This window comes from Amycolatopsis solani (genome assembly GCF_033441515.1).
In the GTDB taxonomy this organism is placed as follows: domain Bacteria; phylum Actinomycetota; class Actinomycetes; order Mycobacteriales; family Pseudonocardiaceae; genus Amycolatopsis; species Amycolatopsis solani.
Map to the genome: position 1 here is coordinate 3624237 of NZ_JAWQJT010000001.1, position 20674 is coordinate 3644910.

The 20674-nt window shown below is 70.5% G+C and carries 16 protein-coding genes; 3 read left to right on the forward strand and 13 right to left on the reverse strand.

What is annotated here, in order from left to right; translation table 11 throughout:
• Nucleotides 1-24: 24 nt before the first annotated feature.
• Both SD460_RS17300 and gltB read right to left on the reverse strand, forming a co-directional pair.
• Nucleotides 25-1473, reverse strand: coding sequence for a glutamate synthase subunit beta (locus SD460_RS17300; RefSeq protein ID WP_290052638.1), 1449 nt, complete (start codon nt 1471-1473; stop codon nt 25-27).
• Nucleotides 1466-6037, reverse strand: coding sequence for a glutamate synthase large subunit (gene gltB, locus SD460_RS17305; RefSeq protein ID WP_290052640.1), 4572 nt, complete (start codon nt 6035-6037; stop codon nt 1466-1468). The genes SD460_RS17300 and gltB overlap by 8 nt, the downstream gene beginning before the upstream one ends.
• Before the next feature lie 531 nt (nt 6038-6568).
• Between gltB and SD460_RS17310 the strand changes: the two genes are divergently transcribed.
• Entirely contained in the window at nt 6569-7201 is a 633-nt protein-coding gene (locus SD460_RS17310; RefSeq protein ID WP_290052642.1) for a YigZ family protein, read from the forward strand.
• Nucleotides 7202-7680: 479 nt separating this feature from the next.
• Nucleotides 7681-10392 (forward strand): GH92 family glycosyl hydrolase, encoded by a 2712-nt coding sequence (locus SD460_RS17315; RefSeq protein WP_290052643.1) that lies wholly within the window; start codon nt 7681-7683, stop codon nt 10390-10392.
• 45 nt (nt 10393-10437) lie between these two features.
• Here the strand turns inward: SD460_RS17315 and SD460_RS17320 are convergent, their stop codons facing one another.
• The 3 genes from SD460_RS17320 to SD460_RS17330 all read right to left on the reverse strand — a co-directional run bounded on the left by SD460_RS17320 (nt 10438) and on the right by SD460_RS17330 (nt 11899).
• Nucleotides 10438-11004, reverse strand: coding sequence for a GNAT family N-acetyltransferase (locus SD460_RS17320; protein WP_290052644.1), 567 nt, complete (start codon nt 11002-11004; stop codon nt 10438-10440).
• A 40-nt stretch (nt 11005-11044) separates the two neighbouring features.
• The gene (locus SD460_RS17325) at nt 11045-11302 is read right to left on the reverse strand and encodes a hypothetical protein (protein ID WP_290052646.1); all 258 of its coding nucleotides are present in this window, start codon (nt 11300-11302) and stop codon (nt 11045-11047) included.
• A gap of 138 nt (nt 11303-11440) precedes the next feature.
• The gene (locus SD460_RS17330) at nt 11441-11899 is read right to left on the reverse strand and encodes an Lrp/AsnC family transcriptional regulator (protein ID WP_290052648.1); all 459 of its coding nucleotides are present in this window, start codon (nt 11897-11899) and stop codon (nt 11441-11443) included.
• A gap of 77 nt (nt 11900-11976) precedes the next feature.
• On the opposite strand from SD460_RS17330, the gene SD460_RS17335 reads away from it, so the two are divergent.
• Nucleotides 11977-13008 (forward strand): Glu/Leu/Phe/Val dehydrogenase dimerization domain-containing protein, encoded by a 1032-nt coding sequence (locus SD460_RS17335; RefSeq protein WP_290052649.1) that lies wholly within the window; start codon nt 11977-11979, stop codon nt 13006-13008.
• Here SD460_RS17335 and SD460_RS17340 read toward each other — a convergent pair.
• The 8 genes from SD460_RS17340 to SD460_RS17375 form a co-directional block, all read right to left on the reverse strand.
• Nucleotides 12977-14227, reverse strand: a complete 1251-nt coding sequence (locus SD460_RS17340; RefSeq protein WP_290052651.1) for an ABC transporter substrate-binding protein — start codon at nt 14225-14227, stop codon at nt 12977-12979. The two genes, SD460_RS17335 and SD460_RS17340, sit on opposite strands and share 32 nt — an antisense overlap.
• The gene (locus tag SD460_RS17345) at nt 14224-15372 is read right to left on the reverse strand and encodes a branched-chain amino acid ABC transporter permease (RefSeq protein WP_438860567.1); all 1149 of its coding nucleotides are present in this window, start codon (nt 15370-15372) and stop codon (nt 14224-14226) included. Before SD460_RS17345 ends, SD460_RS17340 begins: the two co-directional genes overlap by 4 nt.
• Nucleotides 15365-16243 (reverse strand): branched-chain amino acid ABC transporter permease, encoded by an 879-nt coding sequence (locus SD460_RS17350; RefSeq protein WP_290052652.1) that lies wholly within the window; start codon nt 16241-16243, stop codon nt 15365-15367. The genes SD460_RS17345 and SD460_RS17350 overlap by 8 nt, the downstream gene beginning before the upstream one ends.
• Nucleotides 16240-17013: an ABC transporter ATP-binding protein gene (locus tag SD460_RS17355; RefSeq protein ID WP_290052654.1), complete on the reverse strand. Its 774-nt coding sequence runs from the start codon at nt 17011-17013 to the stop codon at nt 16240-16242. Before SD460_RS17355 ends, SD460_RS17350 begins: the two co-directional genes overlap by 4 nt.
• Complete coding sequence (locus SD460_RS17360) at nt 17010-17819, reverse strand: ABC transporter ATP-binding protein (RefSeq protein ID WP_290052657.1); 810 nt, start codon at nt 17817-17819, stop codon at nt 17010-17012. The genes SD460_RS17355 and SD460_RS17360 overlap by 4 nt, the downstream gene beginning before the upstream one ends.
• Nucleotides 17820-18013: 194 nt before the next feature.
• Nucleotides 18014-18820 (reverse strand): PHP domain-containing protein, encoded by an 807-nt coding sequence (locus SD460_RS17365; protein ID WP_290052658.1) that lies wholly within the window; start codon nt 18818-18820, stop codon nt 18014-18016.
• 13 nt (nt 18821-18833) lie between these two features.
• Nucleotides 18834-19457, reverse strand: a complete 624-nt coding sequence (locus SD460_RS17370) for a response regulator (protein ID WP_318306375.1) — start codon at nt 19455-19457, stop codon at nt 18834-18836.
• Nucleotides 19454-20593: a GAF domain-containing sensor histidine kinase gene (locus tag SD460_RS17375; RefSeq protein ID WP_290052662.1), complete on the reverse strand. Its 1140-nt coding sequence runs from the start codon at nt 20591-20593 to the stop codon at nt 19454-19456. The genes SD460_RS17370 and SD460_RS17375 overlap by 4 nt, the downstream gene beginning before the upstream one ends.
• Between the last annotated feature and the right edge of the window lie 81 nt (nt 20594-20674).

Below are 20674 nucleotides of genomic sequence, written 5' to 3' on the forward strand. Positions count from 1 at the left end.
TGACACCTCCGCCGGCGCCGGGCTCTACGCGATCGGCCGGTCCGTCGGCGCGATCGGGGCGGGCAGGACGTCCCGCCCGGTCAGGTGGGCGTCGACGCCGGCCGCGGCGCTGCGGCCCTCCGCGATCGCCCACACGATCAGGGACTGGCCGCGGCCCATGTCGCCGGCCACGAACACGTTGTCGAGGCTCGTCTTGAACGCCTTGTCGCGGACCACGTTGCCGCGCCCGTCGAGCTCGACGCCGAGGTCTTCGAGCAGGCCCTGCTTCTGCGGCCCGAGGAAGCCCATGGCCAGCAGGACGAGCTGCGCGGGCAGTTCACGCTCGGAGCCCTCGACGGGGACGAACTTGCCGCCCTCGTTGCGCACCTCGACCAGCTTCAAAGCGCGGACCCGGCCGGTGTCGTCACCCAGGAACTCCTGCGTGTTCACCGCGTACAGGCGCTCGCCGCCCTCTTCGTGCGCCGAGGACACCCGGTAGATCATCGGGTAGGTCGGCCACGGGTGGGCGTCCGACCGCAGCTCCGGCGGCTTCGGCATGATCTCCAGCTGCGTCACCGACCGCGCGCCTTGGCGGTGCGACGTCCCGACGCAGTCCGCGCCGGTGTCGCCGCCGCCGATCACGACGACGTCGAGGCCGGACGCGTCGAACGGCGACTTCTCCAGCTCGCCCGAAGCGACCCGGTTGGCCGGGGGCAGGAACTCCATGGCCTGGTGGATGCCGTCGAGCTCGCGGCCCGGGATCGGGAGGTCGCGCCAGTCGGTGGCCCCGCCGGCGAGCACCACGGCGTCGTGGGCCAGCAGGTCGGCCACCGGCAGGTCGACGCCGACGTTCACCGACGCCCGGAACTCCGTGCCCTCGGCTTCCATCTGCGCAAGCCGCCGGTCGAGGCGGGACTTCTCCATCTTGAACTCGGGGATGCCGTAGCGCAGCAGCCCGCCGATCTTGTCGGCCCGCTCGTAGACCACGACGCTGTGGCCCGCGCGCGTGAGCTGCTGCGCCGCGGCGAGTCCCGACGGGCCGGAGCCCACGACCGCGACCTTCTTGCCGGTGCGCACCGCGGGCACCTCGGGCGTGATCCAGCCCTCTTCGAAGGCGCGGTCGACGATGGAGATCTCGACGCGCTTGATCGTCACCGGGTCGTCGTTGATCCCGAGCACGCACGCGGTTTCGCAGGGCGCCGGGCACAGCGTGCCGGTGAACTCCGGGAAGTTGTTCGTCGCGTGCAGCCGGTCGATGGCCTGGCGCCAGTCGTCCCGCCACACCAGCGTGTTCCACTCGGGGATGAGGTTCCCGAGCGGGCAGCCCTGGTGGCAGAACGGGATGCCGCAGTCCATGCAGCGGCCGGCCTGCTTCTCCAGCTTCGTCGACGCGAAGTCCTCGTAGACCTCCCGCCAGTCCATCAGCCGGAGGTCGACCGGACGGCGCTTCGGTTCTTCGCGCGTGGTGGTCAGAAAGCCCTTGGGGTCAGCCATGTGCGGCCTCCATGATCGCCTCGTTCACGTCGCGCCCGTCCCGCTCGGCCTGCACCTGCGCCGCGAGCACGCGCTTGTAGTCCTTCGGCATGACCTTCCCGAAGCGGTCGACACCCGCGTCCCAGTCGGCCAGCAGTTCCCGCGCGACCGCGGATTCCGTTTCGTCGTAGTGCTTTTCCAGCGTCTCGCGCAGGAAGTCCGCGTCCTCGGAGTCGAGCGGGTCGAGATCGACCATCTCCGGGTTGACGCGGTGCGCGGGCAGGTCGAGCACGTAGGCGATGCCGCCGGACATGCCGGCCGCGAAGTTCCGCCCGATCGGGCCGAGCACGACCATCCGGCCGCCGGTCATGTACTCGCCGCCGTGGTCGCCGACGCCTTCGACGACGGCCAGCGCCCCCGAGTTGCGCACGCAGAACCGCTCGCCGACCTTGCCGCGGATGAAGATCTCGCCGCTGGTGGCGCCGTAGGCGATCACGTTGCCGGCGATGATCTGCTCTTCGGCGACGTAGTTCGCCTCCGGCGACGGCCGCACGATCAGCCGTCCGCCGGAGAGGCCCTTGCCGACGTAGTCGTTGCCGTCGCCGATCAGCCGCAGCGTGATGCCCTTCGGCACGAACGCGCCGAACGACTGGCCCGCGGTCCCGGTGAAGGTGACGTCGATGGTGTCGTCGGGCAGGCCTTCGCCGCCCCACCGCTTGGTCAGCTCCGAGCCGAGCATGGTGCCGACGGTCCGGTTCACGTTGCGGACGGGCAGTTCCAGCCGCACCTTGTCACCGGAGTTCAACGCGCCTTCGGCCAGCTGGATCAGCGTGTTGTCGAGCGCCTTCTCCAGCCCGTGGTCCTGCTGCGTCTGCTGCAGCCGCAGGCCCGCCGGGGCCATGTCGGGCACGTGGAAGATCGGCGACAGGTCCAGCCCGGCCGCCTTCCAGTGCTCGACGGCCTTGCGCTTGTCGAGGAACTCGGCGTGCCCGACCGCCTCGGCGATCGACCGGAAACCGAGCTCCGCCAGGTACTCGCGCACTTCCTGGGCGATGAACTCGAAGAAGTTGACGACGTATTCGGCCTTGCCGCTGAACTTCTCGCGCAGCTTCGGGTTCTGCGTCGCGACGCCCACCGGGCAGGTGTCGAGGTGGCAGACGCGCATCATGATGCAGCCCGACACCACCAGCGGCGCGGTCGCGAAGCCGAACTCCTCGGCGCCCAGCAGCGCCGCGACGATGACGTCCCGGCCGGTCTTGAGCTGGCCATCGGTCTGCACGACGATCCGGTCGCGCAGCCGGTTGGCCAGCAGCGTCTGCTGCGTCTCGGCCAGGCCGAGCTCCCACGGGCCACCGGCGTGCTTGATGGACGACAGCGGCGACGCGCCCGTCCCGCCGTCGTGGCCCGAGATGAGCACGACGTCCGCGTGCGCCTTGGACACGCCCGCCGCGACCGTGCCGACGCCGACCTCGGACACGAGCTTCACGTGGATGCGCGCGTTCGGGTTGGCGTTCTTGAGGTCGTGGATCAGCTGGGCGAGGTCCTCGATCGAGTAGATGTCGTGGTGCGGCGGCGGTGAGATCAGCCCGACGCCCGGCGTCGAGAACCGCGTCTTCGCGATCCACGGGTACACCTTCGCGCCGGGCAGCTGCCCGCCCTCGCCGGGCTTCGCGCCCTGCGCCATCTTGATCTGGATGTCGTCGGCGTTGACGAGGTACTCGCTCGTGACGCCGAACCGGCCGGACGCGACCTGCTTCACGGCGCTGCGCCGCTCCGGGTCGTACAGCCGCTCGGCGTCTTCGCCGCCCTCACCGGTGTTCGACTTGCCACCGAGGCGGTTCATCGCGATGGCGAGGGTCTGGTGCATCTCCATCGAGATCGAGCCGTAGGAGATGGCGCCGGTGGCGAACCGCTTGACGATCTCCGAGACCGGCTCGACCTCGTCGATCGGCACCGGCGCGCGCTTGCCGTACTTGAAGTCGAACAGCCCGCGCAGCGTCAGCAGCTTCTCGGCTTGGTCGTCGACGGACTTCGTGTACTCCTTGAAGATCTCGTACTTCCCGGACCGCGTGGAGTGCTGGAGCTTGAAGACGGTCTGCGGGTTGAACAGGTGCGGCTCGCCCTCGCGGCGCCACTGGTAGTCCGCGCCCGTTTCGAGCTCGCGGTGCGACGCGCGGACGCCGTCGGCCGGGAAGGCATAGGTGTGCCGCTTCGCGACCTCGTCGGCGAGGGTCTCGAAGCCGACGCCGCCGAGGCGGGACGTCGTGCCGGTGAAGCAGTCGTCGATGACTTCTTCGCCGAGCCCGATCGCCTCGAAGATCTGCGCGCCGGTGTAGGACGCGACGGTCGAGACGCCCATCTTGGACATCGTCTTGCGGACGCCCTTGCCGAGCGCCTTGATCAGGTTGTACGTCGCTTCCTTCGGCGTGACACCGGGGATCTTGCCCTGGTGGGCCAGCTCCTCGACGGTCGCCATCGCGAGGTACGGGTTCACCGCGGCGACGCCGTAGCCGACCAGCAGGGCGATGTGGTGCACCTCGCGCGCGTCGCCGGCCTCGACGATGAGGCCGACCTGCGTACGCGTCTTCTCGCGGACGAGGTGGTGGTGCACCGCGCCGGTCAGCAGCAGCGAGGGGATCGGCGCGTGGTGCTCGTCGAGGCCGCGGTCGGACAGCACGATCAGCCGGGCGCCGTCCTCGATCGCCTCGGAGACCTCGGCGCGGATCTCGTCGAGCCGCTGGATCAGCGCTTCGCCGCCGCCGTGGACGTTGTAGCGGCCGAGCACGGTGACCGCCTGGAACTCCGGCAGGTCGCCGTCGTCGTTGACGTGCACCAGCTTGGCGAGCTGGTCGTTGTCGAGCACCGGGAACGGCAGCGCGATCCGGCGGCAGGACGCCGCGTTGCCGACGAGCAGGTTCGGCTCGGCGCCGATCTGCGTGCCGAGCGCGGTGACGAGCTCCTCGCGGATGGCGTCCAGCGGCGGGTTCGTCACCTGGGCGAAGAGCTGGATGAAGTAGTCGAACAGCAGCCGCGGCCGGCTCGACAGCGTCGCGATCGGCGAGTCGTTGCCCATCGAGCCGATCGGCTCCGCGCCGGTGCGGGCCATCGGCTCGAGGATCGAGTCGAGCTCCTCCTCGGTGTAGCCGAACGCCTGCTGGCGGCGCACGAGCGCGGCGTGCAGCGGGACCTCGCGGTCGCGCTCGGGCAGGTCCTCCAGGTGCAGGAGACCGGCCTCGACCCACTCGTCGTACGGGTGCTCGGTGGCCAGCTCGGTCTTGATCTCTTCGTCCTCGATGATCCGGCCCTCGGCGGTGTCCACGAGGAACATCCGGCCGGGTTCGAGGCGTCCCTTCCGGACGATCGTCGCCGGGTCGATGTCGAGTACGCCGACCTCGGAGGCCAGCACGACGAGGCCGTCGTCGGTCACCCAGTACCGGCCGGGGCGCAGGCCGTTGCGGTCGAGCACCGCGCCGATCTGGGAGCCGTCGGTGAAGGCGACGAGCGCCGGGCCGTCCCACGGCTCCATCAGCGTCGAGTGGAACTCGTAGAAGGCGCGCCGGGCCGGGTCCATCTCCTGGTGGTTCTCCCAGGCCTCCGGGATCATCATCAGGACCGAGTGCGGCAGCGAGCGGCCGCCGAGGTGGAGCAGCTCGAGCACCTCGTCGAACGACGCCGAGTCGCTGGCGCCGCGGGTGATCACCGGGTAGATGCGCTTGAGGTCGCCGGGGACCAGGTCGGTCTCCAGCAGCGCCTCGCGGGCGTCCATCCAGTTGCGGTTGCCGCGCAGGGTGTTGATCTCGCCGTTGTGCGCGACGTACCGGTACGGGTGCGCGAGCGGCCACGATGGGAAGGTGTTGGTGGAGAAGCGGGAGTGCACCAGGCCGATGGCGCTGGTGACGCGCTCGTCGGTGAGGTCGGCGAAGAAGCGCTCGACCTGCGGCTCGGTGAGCATTCCTTTGTAGACGATCGTGCGCGACGACAGTGACGGGAAGTACACGTCGTCGTCGACGAGCTCGTGCTCGGCGCGCTTGCGGACGCAGAAGGCGCTGCGCTCGATGTGCAGCGGGTCCGAATGCTCCGGCTTCGGGCGGCGCGCGGCGAGGAACAGCTGCGTGAAGTGCGGCATGGTCTCGGCGGCGGTCGGCCCGCAGTGCTCGGTGTGCACCGGCAGCTCGCGCCAGCCGAGGACGCGCATGTCCTCTTCGGCGGCGATGCGCTCGATGGTCGTCATGGCCCGGCCGCGGCGTTTTTCGTCCTGCGGCAGGAAAGCGGTGCCGACGGCGTAGGTGCCCGGCTCGGGCAGCTCGAAGTCGACGACTTCGCGGTAGAACTCGTCCGGGACCTGGATGAGCAGTCCCGCGCCGTCCCCGGTGTCCGGTTCGGCACCCCGCGCCCCTCGGTGTTCGAGATTGCGCAACGCGACCAGGGCTTTGGCGACGATCGCATGATCGCGCCGCCCGGTCAGGTCGGCGACGAAGGCGACACCGCAGGCGTCGTGTTCGTAGTCGCTCCGGTAGAGGCCCTCGGCCTCGGCGTTGCTGAACTGCTCCCCGGACGGGGGCAGGGAATTGGCACGGTGGGTCACGGCTGGCCGCCTCCCAAGGCGTTGGCGCGACCGGTACTCACTCCATCGTGTGGTTCGAGCTGAACCGGTTAACGAAGTGGTCCGGTACCGCGATGGTCAGTCGAGAACAGTTGCTGTTGTCGAAGTGCAAGATGCCGCGTGGGACCGGCCGAGCGACGATGCTCGGAAACCGGACGCGGTCATCTGGGAGGCCGCACAACACTGGGCAGCCGAACATGTCGGGTGCTGCGTGCGCACGCGAAGGACCACTGTGGTGGGGGGTCAGCCGAGCGCGCGGTGTTACTCCCGGGTTCGCCGGGTCTTATGACGATAGTGTGAATTCGCTGTTATCGACATACGTCGTTGCCCCCGGGTGGGAAATGCCACGCTTACGTTGACGGGGCAGGGGGTAGTCCCATATGTCGGGCTGTTGCTCCCGAAGAACGGTCTCTATGGCCCGTGACCTGCGGAAACGTCCGTCTCAAGTGGTCCGGGGCACATGCCGGGACGGCGTGGCGGGGTGGGAAGCTGGGTGCATGGCGGACGCCTCCGATGACTGATCGTTATCTCTCCGTGGCTCGATCCGGGGTGCACGAGATCGAGATCAAGCGCTCCCGGTTCCTCTGCGCGCTCGCCCCGGTGACGTCGGAAGAGGCCGCGCGCGAGTTCATCGCGGGTCGCCGGCGCGCCGAACCGGGGGCGCGACACCACTGCCACGCCTTCGTTCTCGGCCCGGACGGCCGCACCCAGCGCTCGAGCGACGACGGCGAACCGGCGGGCACGGCGGGGACGCCGATGCTGGAAGTGCTGCGCCGCCGCGAGGTCACCGACACGGTCGCGGTGGTGACCCGCTACTTCGGCGGCGTGCTGCTGGGCGCGGGCGGACTGATCCGCGCGTACGGACAGTCCGTTTCGGAGGCTCTGGAAGTTGTTGGTGTACTAGAACACCGGCGTCTCACGCTGGTGGAAGTCGCGGTGAGCTACGACCGCGCGGGACGGCTCGAGAGCGACTTGCGCGCGTCGCCGTACTTGCTCCACGCCACCCGCTTCGACGACAAGGCCCGCTTCGAGATCGGACTGGCGCCGGGGCAGGCACCCGCGTTCGAGAGCAGGCTGGCGGACCTGACGAACGGCGAGGCGACGACGACCGCGCTCGGCGACCACTGGGTGGTCCACGGTTCGTGAGCGCGGCCGGGTGCGCGCTCGGCGCCGGCTCGGACGGCTCCAGCGGGTCGGCGCCGGCTCCGGCGGGGTCGCGAATGAGTCATTGGCGGCGTCAGTGGTCCCGAATGAGTCATTCGCGACCTCGCGGTCGGCGACCACTGGGTGACCGGGCGCCGCTGAAGTCGGGCCGGACGTAGTGAATGACTCATTCCTGTCATCCGGCGACAGGAATGAGTCATTCACTACGTTTGTGGCCGGCCGCACCGGGTGGTCCACCGCCCCTGACTGGTCCGGTCCGCGGATCGCTTGCCGCGCAACGAACTTTCGGTGCTTCCGCGAAGCCGCCTTCCCGTGGCACCATGTCCTGCCACCGAGTTCCGGTACCACTTCGATCCCCTCGACGTTGTCAGCGCGGCACCCGCCGATCTGACAACGTTGTCACGACGCCCGACAACGTTGTCGCCCGGCGGAAAGCGTGCGACAAGGAGAGGAAGGGTTCCATGTCCGGACCACTCTCGAAGACGCGCAGACGGTTGCGCGGGGCTTTGCTCGCGGCCGCGCTCGTCGGCGCGGGGCTCGCCGCCACACCCGCTGCCGGCGCGACGCTGGCCCTTACGCAGTACGTGAATCCGTTCATCGGCACCGACAACAGCAACTCGCCCAACCCCGTGCCCGGCGGCGCCGGCGGCAGCACGTACCCGGGCGCCGTCGTGCCGTTCGGGATGGTGCAGTTCAGCCCGGACACCCCGACCGCGTCGCCGTCCGGGTACCGCTACAGCGACACCAGCATCGAAGAATTCAGCCTGACCCACTTCAACGGCGCCGGCTGCCCCAACAACGAAGACCTCGGCCTGCTGCCGATCACCGGCGCCATCGGCACTTCGCCGGGCACCGGCTGGACCGGGTACGCGGGGCGCTACACCAAAGCGAACGAATCGGCCGCGCCCGGCTACTACAAGAACAAGCTCGACAACTACAACACCACTGTCGAGCTGTCGGCGACCAAGCGGTCCGGCTCGATGAAGCTGACCTACCCGAACACGACGTCCGCGCGGCTGCTCGTGAACACCGGCCGCAGCGCGACCGGCAACCGCAGCGGGTCCATCAGCATCAGCGGCAGCCAGCTCACCGGTTCGGTGACCGGCGGTGGTTTCTGCGGCTCGTCGAAGACCTACCAGATCTTCTACGTGATCCAGTTCGACCGCGCGCCCAGCGGGTTCGGCACCTGGCTCGGCGGCACGGTGAGCGCCGGGTCCGCGAGCACCAGCGGCACGAACTCCGGCGGTTACGTCACTTTCGACACCTCGAGCAACGCAGAAGTGCAGGCGAAGGTCGGCATCTCGTTCGTCAGCCTGGCCAACGCGCAGGCGAACCTCGCCGCGGAGAACCCCGGCTTCGACTTCGCCGGCGTCCGCGGTGCGGCCGACACGAGCTGGAACGACGTCCTCAACCGCGTGCAGGTGACCGGGGGCGCGGCCGCCGACCTGCAGAAGTTCTACACCGCGCTGTACCACGTGTTCCAGAACCCGAACATCGCGAGCGACACCAACGGCCAGTACCGCGGGTTCGACCAGGCGATCCACACGGCGTCCCACACCGTCTACCAGAACTACTCCGGCTGGGACATCTACCGGTCGTGGGCCGCGCTGATCGGGCTGGTCGCGCCGAACGAGGCCAGTGACATCGCGAAGTCGATGGTGCTGGACGGCCAGCAAGGCGGCCTGCTGCCCAAGTGGTCGCACAACAGCAACGAGCACTTCGTGATGACCGGTGACCCCGGGCCGATCATCGTCGGCAGCATGTACGCCTTCGGGGTCCGCGGCTTCGACACCGCGGCGGCGCTCACGTTGATGGACAAGAGCTCCAACGGCGGTACCGCACAGGGGCAGGCGATCCGCGGCCGCCAGTCCGGCTACGTCAGCCGCCACTACGTCACCGAGGACCCCTCGGATTCGCTCGAGTACTCGGCTTCGGACTTCGCGGTGGCGCAGTTCGCGAAGGCGGTCGGCGACACGACGAAGTACAACACCTACATGCAGCGCGCCCAGTGGTGGCAGAACGTGTTCGGCCCCGACTCGGGTTACGTCCAGCCGCGCGGCAGCGACGGGAACTGGGCGTGGCCGGTCGTGCCGTCGAGCGACAGCGGCTACACCGAAGGCAACCCGTCGCAGTACACGTGGATGGTGCCCTACAACTACCAGGGCGTGATCAACCTGATGGGCGGCCGCAAGACCGCCGTCCAGCGGCTGGACCACCACTTCACCCAGCTCAACGGCGGCCTCACCCAGCCGTACTTCTACATCGGCAACGAGCCCGAGCACGGCGTGCCGTGGGCGTACAACTACGCGGCCTACCCGCAGGGCGCGAGTTCGGCGGTGCGGCGCGTGATGAACGAGTCGTTCACCACCGGCGCGGGCGGCCTGCCCGGCAACGACGACCTCGGCGCGACTTCGGCGTGGTACGTCTTCGCCGCGCTGGGCATGTACCCGGCGACGCCGGGCGCGGACGTCCTGGCACTGCACGGCCCGCTGTTCCCGTCGGCCTCGATCATCCGGCCCAGCGGGACGATCCAGATCACCGGCTCCGGCGCGGGCCAGGGCGCCCAGTTCGTGCAGAACCTGAGCGTCAACGGGACCGCCACGACCAAGTCGTGGATCCGCTACGGCGACATCGCGGTCGCGTCGAGCCTGAACTACACGATGGGCTCGTCGCCGGGCAGCTGGGGCACGAGCACCGCGGACGTCCCGCCGTCGTACAACGACGGGTTCACGCCGCCGGCCGCCGCGCCGGAACTGGGCACGAACCTGGCGCAGGGCAAGGCGGCCACGGGCTCGGCGTCGTGCAACTCGGCCGAGACCGCGGACAAAGCCGTCGACGGCAGCCTGGCGAACAACAGCAAGTTCTGCAGCACCGCCGCGACGAAGTTCCTCCAGGTCGACCTCGGGTCGGCGCAGAACGTGTCCTCGTTCGTCGTCAAGCACGCCGGCCTCGGCGGGGAGACCACGGGCTGGAACACCGGCGCCTTCACGATCCAGACGTCGACCGACGGCAGCACGTGGACGACCGTCGCGAACGTGTCCGGTTCGCGGGCCAGCCGCACGTACCACCCGATCACGACCCGATCGGCCCGGTACGTGAAGCTGAACCTCACCACGCCTACGAACAACGGCAACGGCGCGGCCCGGATCTACGAGTTCGAGGCCTACCGCTGATCCCCGGTCGTGAGTGTTTAGTCGGGTTCTAACCCGACTAAACACTCACGACCGGCTGGACCACTGCTCGCGGGTGATGGCGTACTCGACCTCGCCGTGTTCGCTGCCCGGGGCCCGCTCGTGCTCGGGGAACTCCTCTAAGTACGCGCGGACGAACGTCATCCCCAGTTTCTCCATCACGCGCCACGACCGTTCGTTCACCTTCATGGTGGACGCCGTCACGCGGGTGACCCCCAGTTCGGTGAAGCCCTTCGCGAGCAGCGCCGCCGAGCCTTCGGTCCCGTAGCCCTGTCCCCACGCCTTCCGGTGCAGCCGGTACCCCAGCTCCGGCTCGTCCGGCGGGTCTTGCGGGCGCGGGCGGAAATGGAACCACCCCAGGAAATCGCCGGTCCGCTTCTCGATCGCCGCCCAGAACCCGTAACCGGGGTAACGCTCGTAGTAACCGAGGAACGCGGGGAGATCCTTCTCGACGATCTCCGTGCGGTCGGCCTGCAGGCCCCCATTGAGGTACTTCATCACGGCCGCGTCGTCGTAGAGCTCGAACAGCGCGTCCGCGTCGTTCTCGGTGAACCGGCGCAAGATCAGCCGCTCGGTTTCGAGGAATACGTGCATCGGGTGATGCTGGCACTGACCCCAGTGTGTGACTACCGAATTACGCGGCTACGGCGAGGACCTCGCCGAGTGCCGATGCGCCGGCCTCGGTCAGCAGGGCGGGCACGCGCTCGCCGCACTTGCCGGGGTGGGCCGGTGCGATCATCCCGAGCCGCGCGAGGCGGTGCACGGTGGACTGGTCGCAGCAGCTCAGGCCGTCGATGAAGAGGTCGGGCTCGCAGCTGCAGCTGATTTCGGCGTGGCCCCCGGCCACGGCTCTCAACGTGGCCCGCTCACGATGGTTCAATTCGGTGATCATGGCGGTGCCTCCTTCCCGTCGTGCCCATTAGACGCCTCACCACCGACAGTTTCCGCCTCTCAGCGTGCGAACCCGGGTATTTCAGGGGTTCACGTAGGGGTGGCGTGTCGCGCTTTTCCGGGTGATCCCCGGATACCCCTACGAGAGCGGTTCAAGCGTCGTCTTGCGCAGGTGGCGGAAAACGATCGACGTGCGGAACCCGACGATCTCGCGGCGCAGCGCCAGCCGGTCGGTGAGGAAAGCGTGCAGCGCGTCGATGTCCGGCGTGGTGACTTCGATCAGGAAATCGTCACTCCCCGCGGTCACGTACACCGAAAGCACTTCCGGCAGTTCGGCGATCGACCGCTGGAAGGAGTCGATGACCGCGCGGCTGAGCGGCCGCACCTGCGCCGTGACCAGGGCCCGGACGCCGCGGTTGAGGCTCGCCAGGTCGATGTCGGCGTGGTAGCCGCGGATGACGCCGCGCTCGCGCAGCAGCCGGATCCGCTCGAGGCACGTCGAGGGCGCGATGCCGACCTTGCGGGCGATGTCCCGGTTGGTTTGCCGGGCGTCTTCCTGCAGGTGCCGCACGATCGCCGAATCAAGTTCGTCGAGCACCGTGACCTCCTCGTCGGGACCGAATTTCGTTCGGCGTGACGTCCACGCCACCGACGATCACTCTAACTTCGGTCGCCATGACCGCACATGAACAGCTCGTCGTCCGCCGGGGCCGTCGATCCGGCGTCCCCACGATGGTCGCGATCCATTCGACCGCGCTCGGCCCCGCCGTCGGCGGCTGCCGGTTCAAGCCCTACCCCACGCTCGAAGACGCCGTCGGCGACGTCCTGCGCCTCTCGGCCGCCATGACGGCGAAGTGCGCCGTCGCCGGGCTCGCGTTCGGTGGCGGCAAGAGCGTCATCGCGCCGGAGCCGGGCCGCGTGCTCTCGCCGGAAGAGCGCCGTGACGTCCTGCTCGACCACGCCGACCTGGTCGCGGAGTTCGGCGGCGCGTACCGGGCCGGCCCCGACGTGGGCACCGGCCCGGCCGACATGCTGGTGCTCCGGGAGGCCTCGCCGTGGGCGTTCTGCACGCCGGAGTCCGCCGGCGGAACCGGTTCCTCCAGCGGCCCGACCGCCGTCGGCGTGCTCGCCGCGCTCCGGGCGGCCGGCCCGGCGGACCTGACCGGGCGCCGGGTGGTGATCAGCGGCTACGGCTCGGTGGGCGCGCACCTGGCCGCGAGCCTGCACGCCGCGGGCGCCGACGTCGTCGTGTCCGACATCGACCCCGCCAAGCGCGCGGGCGCCGAGAAGAGCGGCTTGACCTGGGCCGAACCGGAGAAAGCGCTCACCCTGACCGCCGACGTGGTGATCCCGGCCGCGGTCGGTGGCGTGCTGAGTCCCGAGACGGTGGCCCGGCTCGACACCCAGCTCGTCGTCGGCCCGGCCAACAACCAGCTCACCGACGACGCCGTCGCCGACGACCTCGCCGCGCGCGGCGTGCGGTGGATCCCCGACTACGTGGCGAGCGCGGGCGGCATCCTCTACACGCTTTCCCGGGAAGCGGAGGGCCTGGACCACGAGGCCGCGCTCGCCCGCGTCGAAACGATCGAGCAGACGGTCACGGACCTCCTGGACGCCGCGAAGGCCAACGCGACCACCCCGCTGCACGAGGCGGCCGCGCTGGCCGGACGCCGGCTCACTTCTGGTGCGGCGCCACGTATTCCTTAGCCTCGGGCGCTTCGAACAGCGGCTTGACGTACTTGACGCCGCCCTCGGCGGAGGCGTCCGGGGTGGCCGCGTACACCTGGCGCGTCGCCGGCGTTCCCGGCTTGGAGAAGTCGAGCGCCGCGACCAGGTTGTCCGTGCTCGCCGACGTCGTCTGCTTCAGGGCCGCGGCGATGCCGTCGCGGGTGAGGTCCTTGTTGTCGCAAGCCTTCTTCAGCACCGCGCCCCAGACTTCGCCGACGGCGTAACCGTAGGGGACACCGCCGTTCGGCGTTTCCTTGTACGCGGCCTTGAACTTCGCCGCGACGTCCTTGGCCTTCGGCAGGTCCGCGGAGAACGGCACGCTGCTGGCGACGATCGTGAGCTTGTCGAGCGCGCCGGCGGCCGGGCTCTTCAGCAGCGCCGGGTCGAACGTCGGGTTGTTGCCCAGCACCGGCACGTTCAGCCCGAGCGCCTTGTTCGTCGCGGCCGCGGACCCGGTCTGGGCGGGCGTGGTGGTCAGCACGATCGCCTTGACCCCGGCGCCCTTGAGGCCGGTGACGACGTTGGTGAGGTCGCTGTCGGTCGAGGTGATCTTCACTTCCTTGACCGTCAGGTTGTGCTTCTTGGCGTAGAACTGCGAGCCGCGCAGGCCGTTCTTGCCGTACTCGCCGTCGATGTAGACGTGCCCGATGGTGTCGCCGTCCTTGATCAGGCCCTGCTCCTGCAGGTACGACAGGCCGTCGATGATCTCCAGGTCGTAGGTGGTGCCGACGATCATCACGTACGGGTTGTCGAGCAGCTCCGACGACCACGACGCGGGTGCGGCGACGGTCTTGTCGGTGGCGAGGTTCTGCTTGAGCGCGGCCACCACCGGCGAGCCGAGCAGCTGCACGAACCCGAGCACCTTCGGTTCGATCTGCGGGTACAGCGTCTTCGCGGTGTCGGCCTTGTAGCCGTGGTCGACCTCTTCGAGCTTCACCTGGCGGCCGCAGACGCCGCCGGCGGCGTTGAAGTCCTTGGCCCACAGCTCGTTGCCCTGCGTGACCCCGAGGCCGAGGTTCTTGAACACGCCGGACTTGTCGGTCATCACGCCGAGCGTCACCTCGGTCGCCGTCACCCCCTTGCCGGTCTTGACGCCGGAGCTGTCCGAGCCGGACGAGCCGGCGTCGCCCGCCTTCGTGCTGCACGCCGAGAGGACGAGGACGGCCGCCAGCGCCGCCGCCAGGTGTGTTCGCTTCATTTCTCCTCCTGGGTTTTGCGGGTGATCCGGCGGCCGATCGCGGCGAGCCCGCCGGGCTCGAAGAGCACGACGAGGACGATCGCGGCGCCGTAGACGAACGAGCTGACGAGGATGGGGGTCAGCGCGCCGTCGCCGGTGCCGGAGAACCAGCCCAGATCGGCGGAGTACAGGGCGAGGACCTGCGGCAGCCCGTTGACGATCAGCGCGCCGACCAGCGCGCCGGACACCGAGCCGAGCCCGCCGATGATGACCATCGCCAGGTAGGCGATGGAGACGTTGATGCCGTAGGTGCCGAACTCGCTCTCGTCCGGCTTGAGGATGTCGAACCACAGCACGGTCATCGCGCCGGCGAGCCCGCCGTACGCCGAGGAAACCGCGAACGCGCCCGCCTTCGCCCGCATGACGCTGACGCCCATCACCGCGGCCGCGGCTTCGTTGTCGCGCACCGCCCGCCACGACCGCCCGACCCGGCCGCGGACGGCGCCGCGGGCGACCACGAACGCGACCACGGTCAGCAGCAGGAACAGGTACCAGGTGCGTTCGGCCTGCCGGATCGGTACGCCGAGCAGGCTGATTTCGGGGCCGTCGTTGGTGAAGGGGAAGCCGAAAAGCGAGAACGGCGCCGGCGTCCGCCCGGTCGACGTCCCGCCGGTGAGCTCTTCCGCCGACTGTCCGAAGTAGAGGCCGAGGAACACCAGCGCGAGCGAGGCGACGCCGAGGTAGATCCCCCGCAGCCGCCCGGCGACGGGCGCGAAGGCCAGGCCGAGCAGGGCCGCGACGACGACCGCGCCGAGCAGTGAGAGGCCGGGGTCGAGGCCGAACCCGACCACGCGGTCGTCCCCGGTCGGCCCGGACAGCACGCTGTAGGCCGTGCCGCCGGCGAGCAGGAAGAAGGCGTGCGCCAGGGAAAGCTGCCCGGCCTGCCCGACCACGAGCGTCAGCCCGATCGCGCCGACCGCGCCGATCATCATGTACTGCCCGGCTTTCAGCCAGGCGGCGTCGAGGTAGAGCGGCAGGGCGAGCAGGACGACCAGCAGGGCCAGCCACGCCACCGCGCGCACCGGTTTCGCCAGGTCGCGGCGGGGCCGCGGCGGTGACTGCGGTTCGGCTGGAGCGTCCACTTCGGACACAGCGCTGTCAGACACGGGTTCGCTCCCTCGTGCCGAACAGCCCCGAGGGCCGCACCACCAGGACGACCAGCATCACCAGGAACACCGCGCTCTTGGAGAAGTCGAACGAGACGTACTGCGCGGACAGCGCTTCCACGAGCCCGACCACCAGCCCGCCGACCACCGCGCCCGCCGTCGAGTCGAGCCCGCCGAGGATCGCCGCGGGGAACGCGGCCAGCGCGATCGAGTGCGTCCCGCGCGAAAGCCCGGCGCCGGAGAAGTCCTGCGTCGCGATGAACAGCACGGCCACGCCGGCCAGCAGCCCGGCGACCAGCCAGGCCGTCGCCGTGACGCGGGAGCTGCGGATGCCCATCAGCGCGGCGGCTTCCCGGTTCTCCGCCTGCGCCCGCATGGCCACGCCCCAGTTCGAGTACTTGAAGGCCAGCCAGAACGCCGTGATCAGCACCGCGGCCACGCCGAGCGCGACCAGGTGGGTGCGGAACAGCGTGATCCCGCCGAGCTGGAACGGCTTCGCGTCCCAGGCGTCGCCGAGGAAGGGGAGCGTGACGCCGAGGCGGCGCACGATCTCCTCGGTGACGATGACGTCGACGCCGATGGTGAGCAGCGCCAGGCTGTTCGCGTCGGCGTGCCGGGACCGGGACAGCAGCAGCCGTTCCACGGCCAGGGCGAGCAGTCCGGCCGAGACGATGCCCACGAGCGAGGCGCCGACCCAGCCGAGCGCGTCCCGCGTCACCACGACGAGGTAGCCGCCGAAGAGCACGAGTGAGCCGTGCGCGAAGTTGACCACCTCGGTGGCCTTGAAGATGATCACGAACCCCAGCGCGAGCAGCGCGAACACCGCGCCCTTGCCGAGGCCGTTCACCACGAGCTGCAGGAAAGTGTTCACGCCGCCTCCGTGCCCAGGTAGGCCTTGATGACGTCCGGGTCGGACTGGACTTCCGCGGGGGTGCCGTCGGCGATGCGGCGGCCGAAGTCGAGCACGGTGACCCGGTCGGCGATGCCCATCACCAGGCCCATGTCGTGTTCGACGAGCAGGATCGAGATGCCCAGCTCGGCGCGGATCCCGCTGATCGTGCCGGCCAGCTCCGCGGTTTCGGCCGCGTTCATCCCGGCCGCGGGCTCGTCGAGCAGCAACAGCACCGGTTCGACGGCGAGCGCGCGGGCGAGGTCGACGCGCTTGACGACGCCGTAGGGCAGCGCGCCGACCGGTGAGCCGACGACCGCGCCCAAGCCGAGGAACGCGCAGATCTCCCGCGCGCGCTCGGCGTGCCGCCGTTCGGCGCGGACCGTCCACGGCAGCCGCAGCCCGATTTCGAGGAACCCGCCGCGGGTCAGCGCGTGCCGGCCGAGCATGACGTTGTCCAGCACGGTCGAGCCGGCCGACAGCGCGGCGTTCTGGAACGACCGGCCGACGCCGAGGCGCGCGAGCTTGTGCGGCGCGAGCTCGGTGAGCTCGGTGTCGCCGAGCCGGACGCGGCCGGCGTTGGCCCGGTAGAGGCCGCTGATCACGTTGAAGCAGCTGGACTTCCCGGCGCCGTTGGGCCCGATCAGCGCGTGCAGCGAGCCGGGCGCGACGGTGAAGCTGACGTCGTCGAGCGCGCGGATCCCGCCGAAGCGCAGGGACACGTTCTCGACCCGCAGTTCTGGCGGCGTCATCCGGCCCACCTCGACAGGGTCCGGCCCGCGAGGTGCTCTCGCGCGCGTTCGGCCTCGGCTTCGGCGGTCTCCTGCGACTCGGCGTGCCCGCCGAGGTAGAGCCGCTGGACGTCCTGGCTGGCGGCGAGTTCGGCCGCCGTCCCGGCCAGCGCCACCCGGCCGACCTCCAGCACCACGGCGTGGTCGGCGACGTTCAGCGCCATCACGGCGTTCTGCTCCACCAGCACGACGGCGGTGCCCTGCTCGTGGATCTCGCGGATGGTCCGGCCGATCTGCTCGACGATCTTGGGCGCCAGCCCGAGCGACGGCTCGTCGAGCAGCAGCAGCCTCGGCGCGGACATCAGCGCGCGCCCGATCGCCAGCATCTGCTGCTCGCCGCCGGAGAGCAGCCCGGCGCGCTGCTTGGCGCGTTCACCCAGCACGGGGAACAGCTCGTCGACCCGCTTCCTCGCGGTCACCCGTTCGGCCGCGGTCCGGGCGCCGATGCCACCGGCGCGCAGGTTCTCCTCGACCGTCATCCGGGCGAAGACCTGCCGCCCCTCGGGCACGCCGACGACACCGAGCCGGACGATCCGGGCGGGGTCGAGCTTGCCGAGCGCGTGGCCGTCGTAGTGGATTTCGCCGCTGTCGATCGAGCCCCGGTGCATGCGGAGGGTGCCGGAGACGGCCCGGAGCAAGGTGGACTTCCCGGCCCCGTTGCTGCCGAGCACGGCGAGCACCCCGTCGGCGGAAACGTCGAGGTCGACACCGTGCAGGGCGGCCGTGGACCGGCCGTACCGGACCCGCAGGCCACGCACGGTCAGCACGTACTCACTCCAGGACGCAAGAGGCCTCCTCCACTCGTGTGACGTGAGTCACGGTCGGTGGCGGTCATCCTGCGGTCAGGCGCGGGCCTCGGACACCCCCACCTGGAGACCCCTCCGGACACAAAACGGACACGGAAAGCGGTCTGCCGCGGCTGGTCGTGAGTGATAAGTCGGGTTCTAACCCGACTTATCACTCACGACCGGCGGGGGCGGAGGGCGGCCAGGACCTCGGGGGAAGTGGTGCACTCGCCGAGGCGGACCGGCTTGCGGTCGCCGTGGAAGTCGCTGGACCCCGTCGCGAGCAGGCCGAGGGACGTCGCCACGTCCCGCAGCCGCGCGCGGACCTCTGGGGGGTGCTCGGGGTGGTCGATCTCGACCCCGGCGAGCCCGGCGGAGGCGAGCGCGCCCAGTTGGGCGTCCGAGACCGAGGCGCGGCGCTTGACCGACCGCGGGTGCGCCAGCACCGCGGCACCCCCGGCCGCCCGGACCAGCCCGATCGCGTCCACCGTGGCCAGCACGTGCTTCGGCACGTCGGCGCGCCCGCCGTCGGCGATCCAGTCGCTGGTGAAGGCGTCCGCGATACCCACGGCGGCCAGCGCCGCGGCGATGTGCGGACGCCCGAGCGACGCACCCCCGGCGATCTCCCGAACTTGCGAGAGCGTGATCGGCGCGCCCAGCTCCTGGCAGCGCTCAACCATCCGCACCCCGCGCCGGTCCCGGTCGGTGCGGATCAGCTCGAGTTCCGCCCGCAACGCCGCGTGCCCGGGGTCGACGAACAGCCCCAGCAGGTGCACCTCGGCGTCGTCGAGCCGGCAGGAGATCTCGACACCCGGGACCAGCTCGATGTCCGCCGCGGCGGACGCCTCGGCCAGGCCCGCGAAGGTGTCGTGGTCGGTGAGGGCGAGCACCGTCAGCCCGGCTTCGGCGGCCAGCCGGGGGAGTTCCGACGGCGGTGTCGTCCCGTCGGAGGCCGTGCTGTGCGCGTGCAGGTCGATCGTCACCCGAGGGACGATCTCACAGCAGCCCGGCTTCGCTGGCCTTGCCGATCGCCTCGACCCGGTTGCGCGCGCCGAGCTTGTGCAGCGCCGACTGCAGGTACGTCTTCACCGTGTTGCGCGCCAGCCCCGTGGACTCCGCGATCTCCGGGTTGGTCTGGCCCTGCGCGGCCAGCCGCAGCACTTCGTACTCCCGGCGGGTCAGGCCGCTGCGGGCCAGCGCGTCCGACCGCTGCCCCTCGTCGGGCAAGATCCGCGGGTCGACGACGCGCTCGCCGCGCAGCACCCGCCGCAGCGCCGCGACCAGGTCGGTGCCCGCGACGTCCTTGAGCAGGCAGCCGTGCGCGCCCGAGTCCAGCGCGGCCAGCACGCCCTGGTGGTCGCCGTGCGCGGTGAACACCACGATCCGCGCGGCCGGGTGGACGTGCCGCAGCTCCGCGATCACCTCGGGCGCGAGCATGTCCGGCAGCCGCAGGTCGAGCAGGATGAGGTCGGGCCGCAGCTGCCCGACCCGCTGGATCGCCGCCCGCCCGGACTCCGCCGAGCCGGCCACCTGCAGGCACGGGTCGGAGCGCAGCAGCAGCGTCACCCCGTCGCGGACCACCGGGTGGTCGTCGACGACGAACACGGTCGCGGGCGTCACGGCCGCACCAGCGGCACCCACGCGCGCAGCGTGCAGCCGTCGTCGTCGTCCCGGACCAGGCTGACCCGCCCGCCGAGCCGCAGCGCTCGCCCGGTCAGCGCCCGCAGGCCCACCCCGGTGCCGGGGACGCCCGGCGCGCCGGTGCCGTCGTCGGCGACGACCACTTGGACGCCGTCTTCGCTGGGCAGCAGGCTGACGATCACCGACGACGCCCTGGCGTGCTTCTCGACGTTGAGCAGGCCTTCCCGGACGGCGGACACGAGCAGCGCCGTCCGTTCGGCGTCCAGCGGCGGCACCGCCGCGAGCTGCACGAACCGCGCCGGCACGCCGCAGCGCGCCTGGAACGAGCGGCAGTGCTCGGCCAGCTCGACCGGCAGCGCCCGCTCCGGACTGGACTCCGACAGCGCGAGCAGCGACTCGCGCAACGCCCCGGCGGCCGCCGAGACGTCGCCTTCCAGCCGCTGCAGCCGCGCGGCCAGTCCCGGGTTGCCGTGCAGGTCCGCGGTCAGGTCGCGCACCTGGACGCCGATGGAGAACAGCAGCGCGCCGACGGAGTCGTGCAGGGCGCTCTGCATCCGCAGGCGTTCGCCGGCCACCGCGGCCGCGCGGTCCGTCTCGGCCACCCTGGCCAGGTGCAAAGCCGCCCCGGCCTGGCAGGCGACTTCCTCCATCCGCCGGACGGCGTCGTCACCGAAGTCGGCGGGCTCGCGCATGGCGGCGTAGGCGATGGCAACGGTCTCGCCGCGCGCCACGATCGGGACGGCGAGTAACGCGGCCAGGCCCTCGCCGCGCACCTGGACGTCGAAGTGGTGGGTGATCGTCGGCGCGCTGACGTAGTCGGTGACGCGGACCGGGCGGCCCAGCGCCAGCACTCGCCCGCCGACACCCTGGCCCGTCGACACCTCGAGGTCCTGCAGGGCGTCCGTGCGGTTGCCGGACATCCAGCGGATCACCGCCAGCCCGGGCTCGGTGAGCTCGCCGACGAACCCGGCCTTCGCCCCGACCGCTTCCCGGATCAGGCGCGCGGTTCCGTGCAGCGCGGCGACGCGGTCGAGCGTGCCGAGCAGTTTTTCGCGCTCGCGCAGCAGCTCGCCCAGCACCGCGCTGTACTCGGCGACGTGCTCCTTTGCCGTCACGCGCCCACGATCGCACACGGACTGTGGTTTCGGACATACCCGGCTGGAGAGGTACGCGAGCGCCCGGTCGACTTGAATGGG

What these genes read in the sequence shown, in the direction of transcription:
- SD460_RS17325 (WP_290052646.1), bottom strand. Translation starts at nt 11,302, where the DNA reads ATGATCACCGAATTGAACCATCGTGAGCGGGCCACGTTGAGAGCCGTG.
- SD460_RS17340 (WP_290052651.1), bottom strand. Translation starts at nt 14,227, where the DNA reads ATGAAGCGAACACACCTGGCGGCGGCGCTGGCGGCCGTCCTCGTCCTC.
- SD460_RS17355 (WP_290052654.1), bottom strand. Translation starts at nt 17,013, where the DNA reads ATGACGCCGCCAGAACTGCGGGTCGAGAACGTGTCCCTGCGCTTCGGC.
- SD460_RS17300 (WP_290052638.1), bottom strand. Translation starts at nt 1,473, where the DNA reads ATGGCTGACCCCAAGGGCTTTCTGACCACCACGCGCGAAGAACCGAAG.
- SD460_RS17335 (WP_290052649.1), top strand. Translation starts at nt 11,977, where the DNA reads ATGACCGCACATGAACAGCTCGTCGTCCGCCGGGGCCGTCGATCCGGC.
- SD460_RS17310 (WP_290052642.1), top strand. Translation starts at nt 6,569, where the DNA reads ATGACTGATCGTTATCTCTCCGTGGCTCGATCCGGGGTGCACGAGATC.
- SD460_RS17315 (WP_290052643.1), top strand. Translation starts at nt 7,681, where the DNA reads ATGTCCGGACCACTCTCGAAGACGCGCAGACGGTTGCGCGGGGCTTTG.
- SD460_RS17320 (WP_290052644.1), bottom strand. Translation starts at nt 11,004, where the DNA reads ATGCACGTATTCCTCGAAACCGAGCGGCTGATCTTGCGCCGGTTCACC.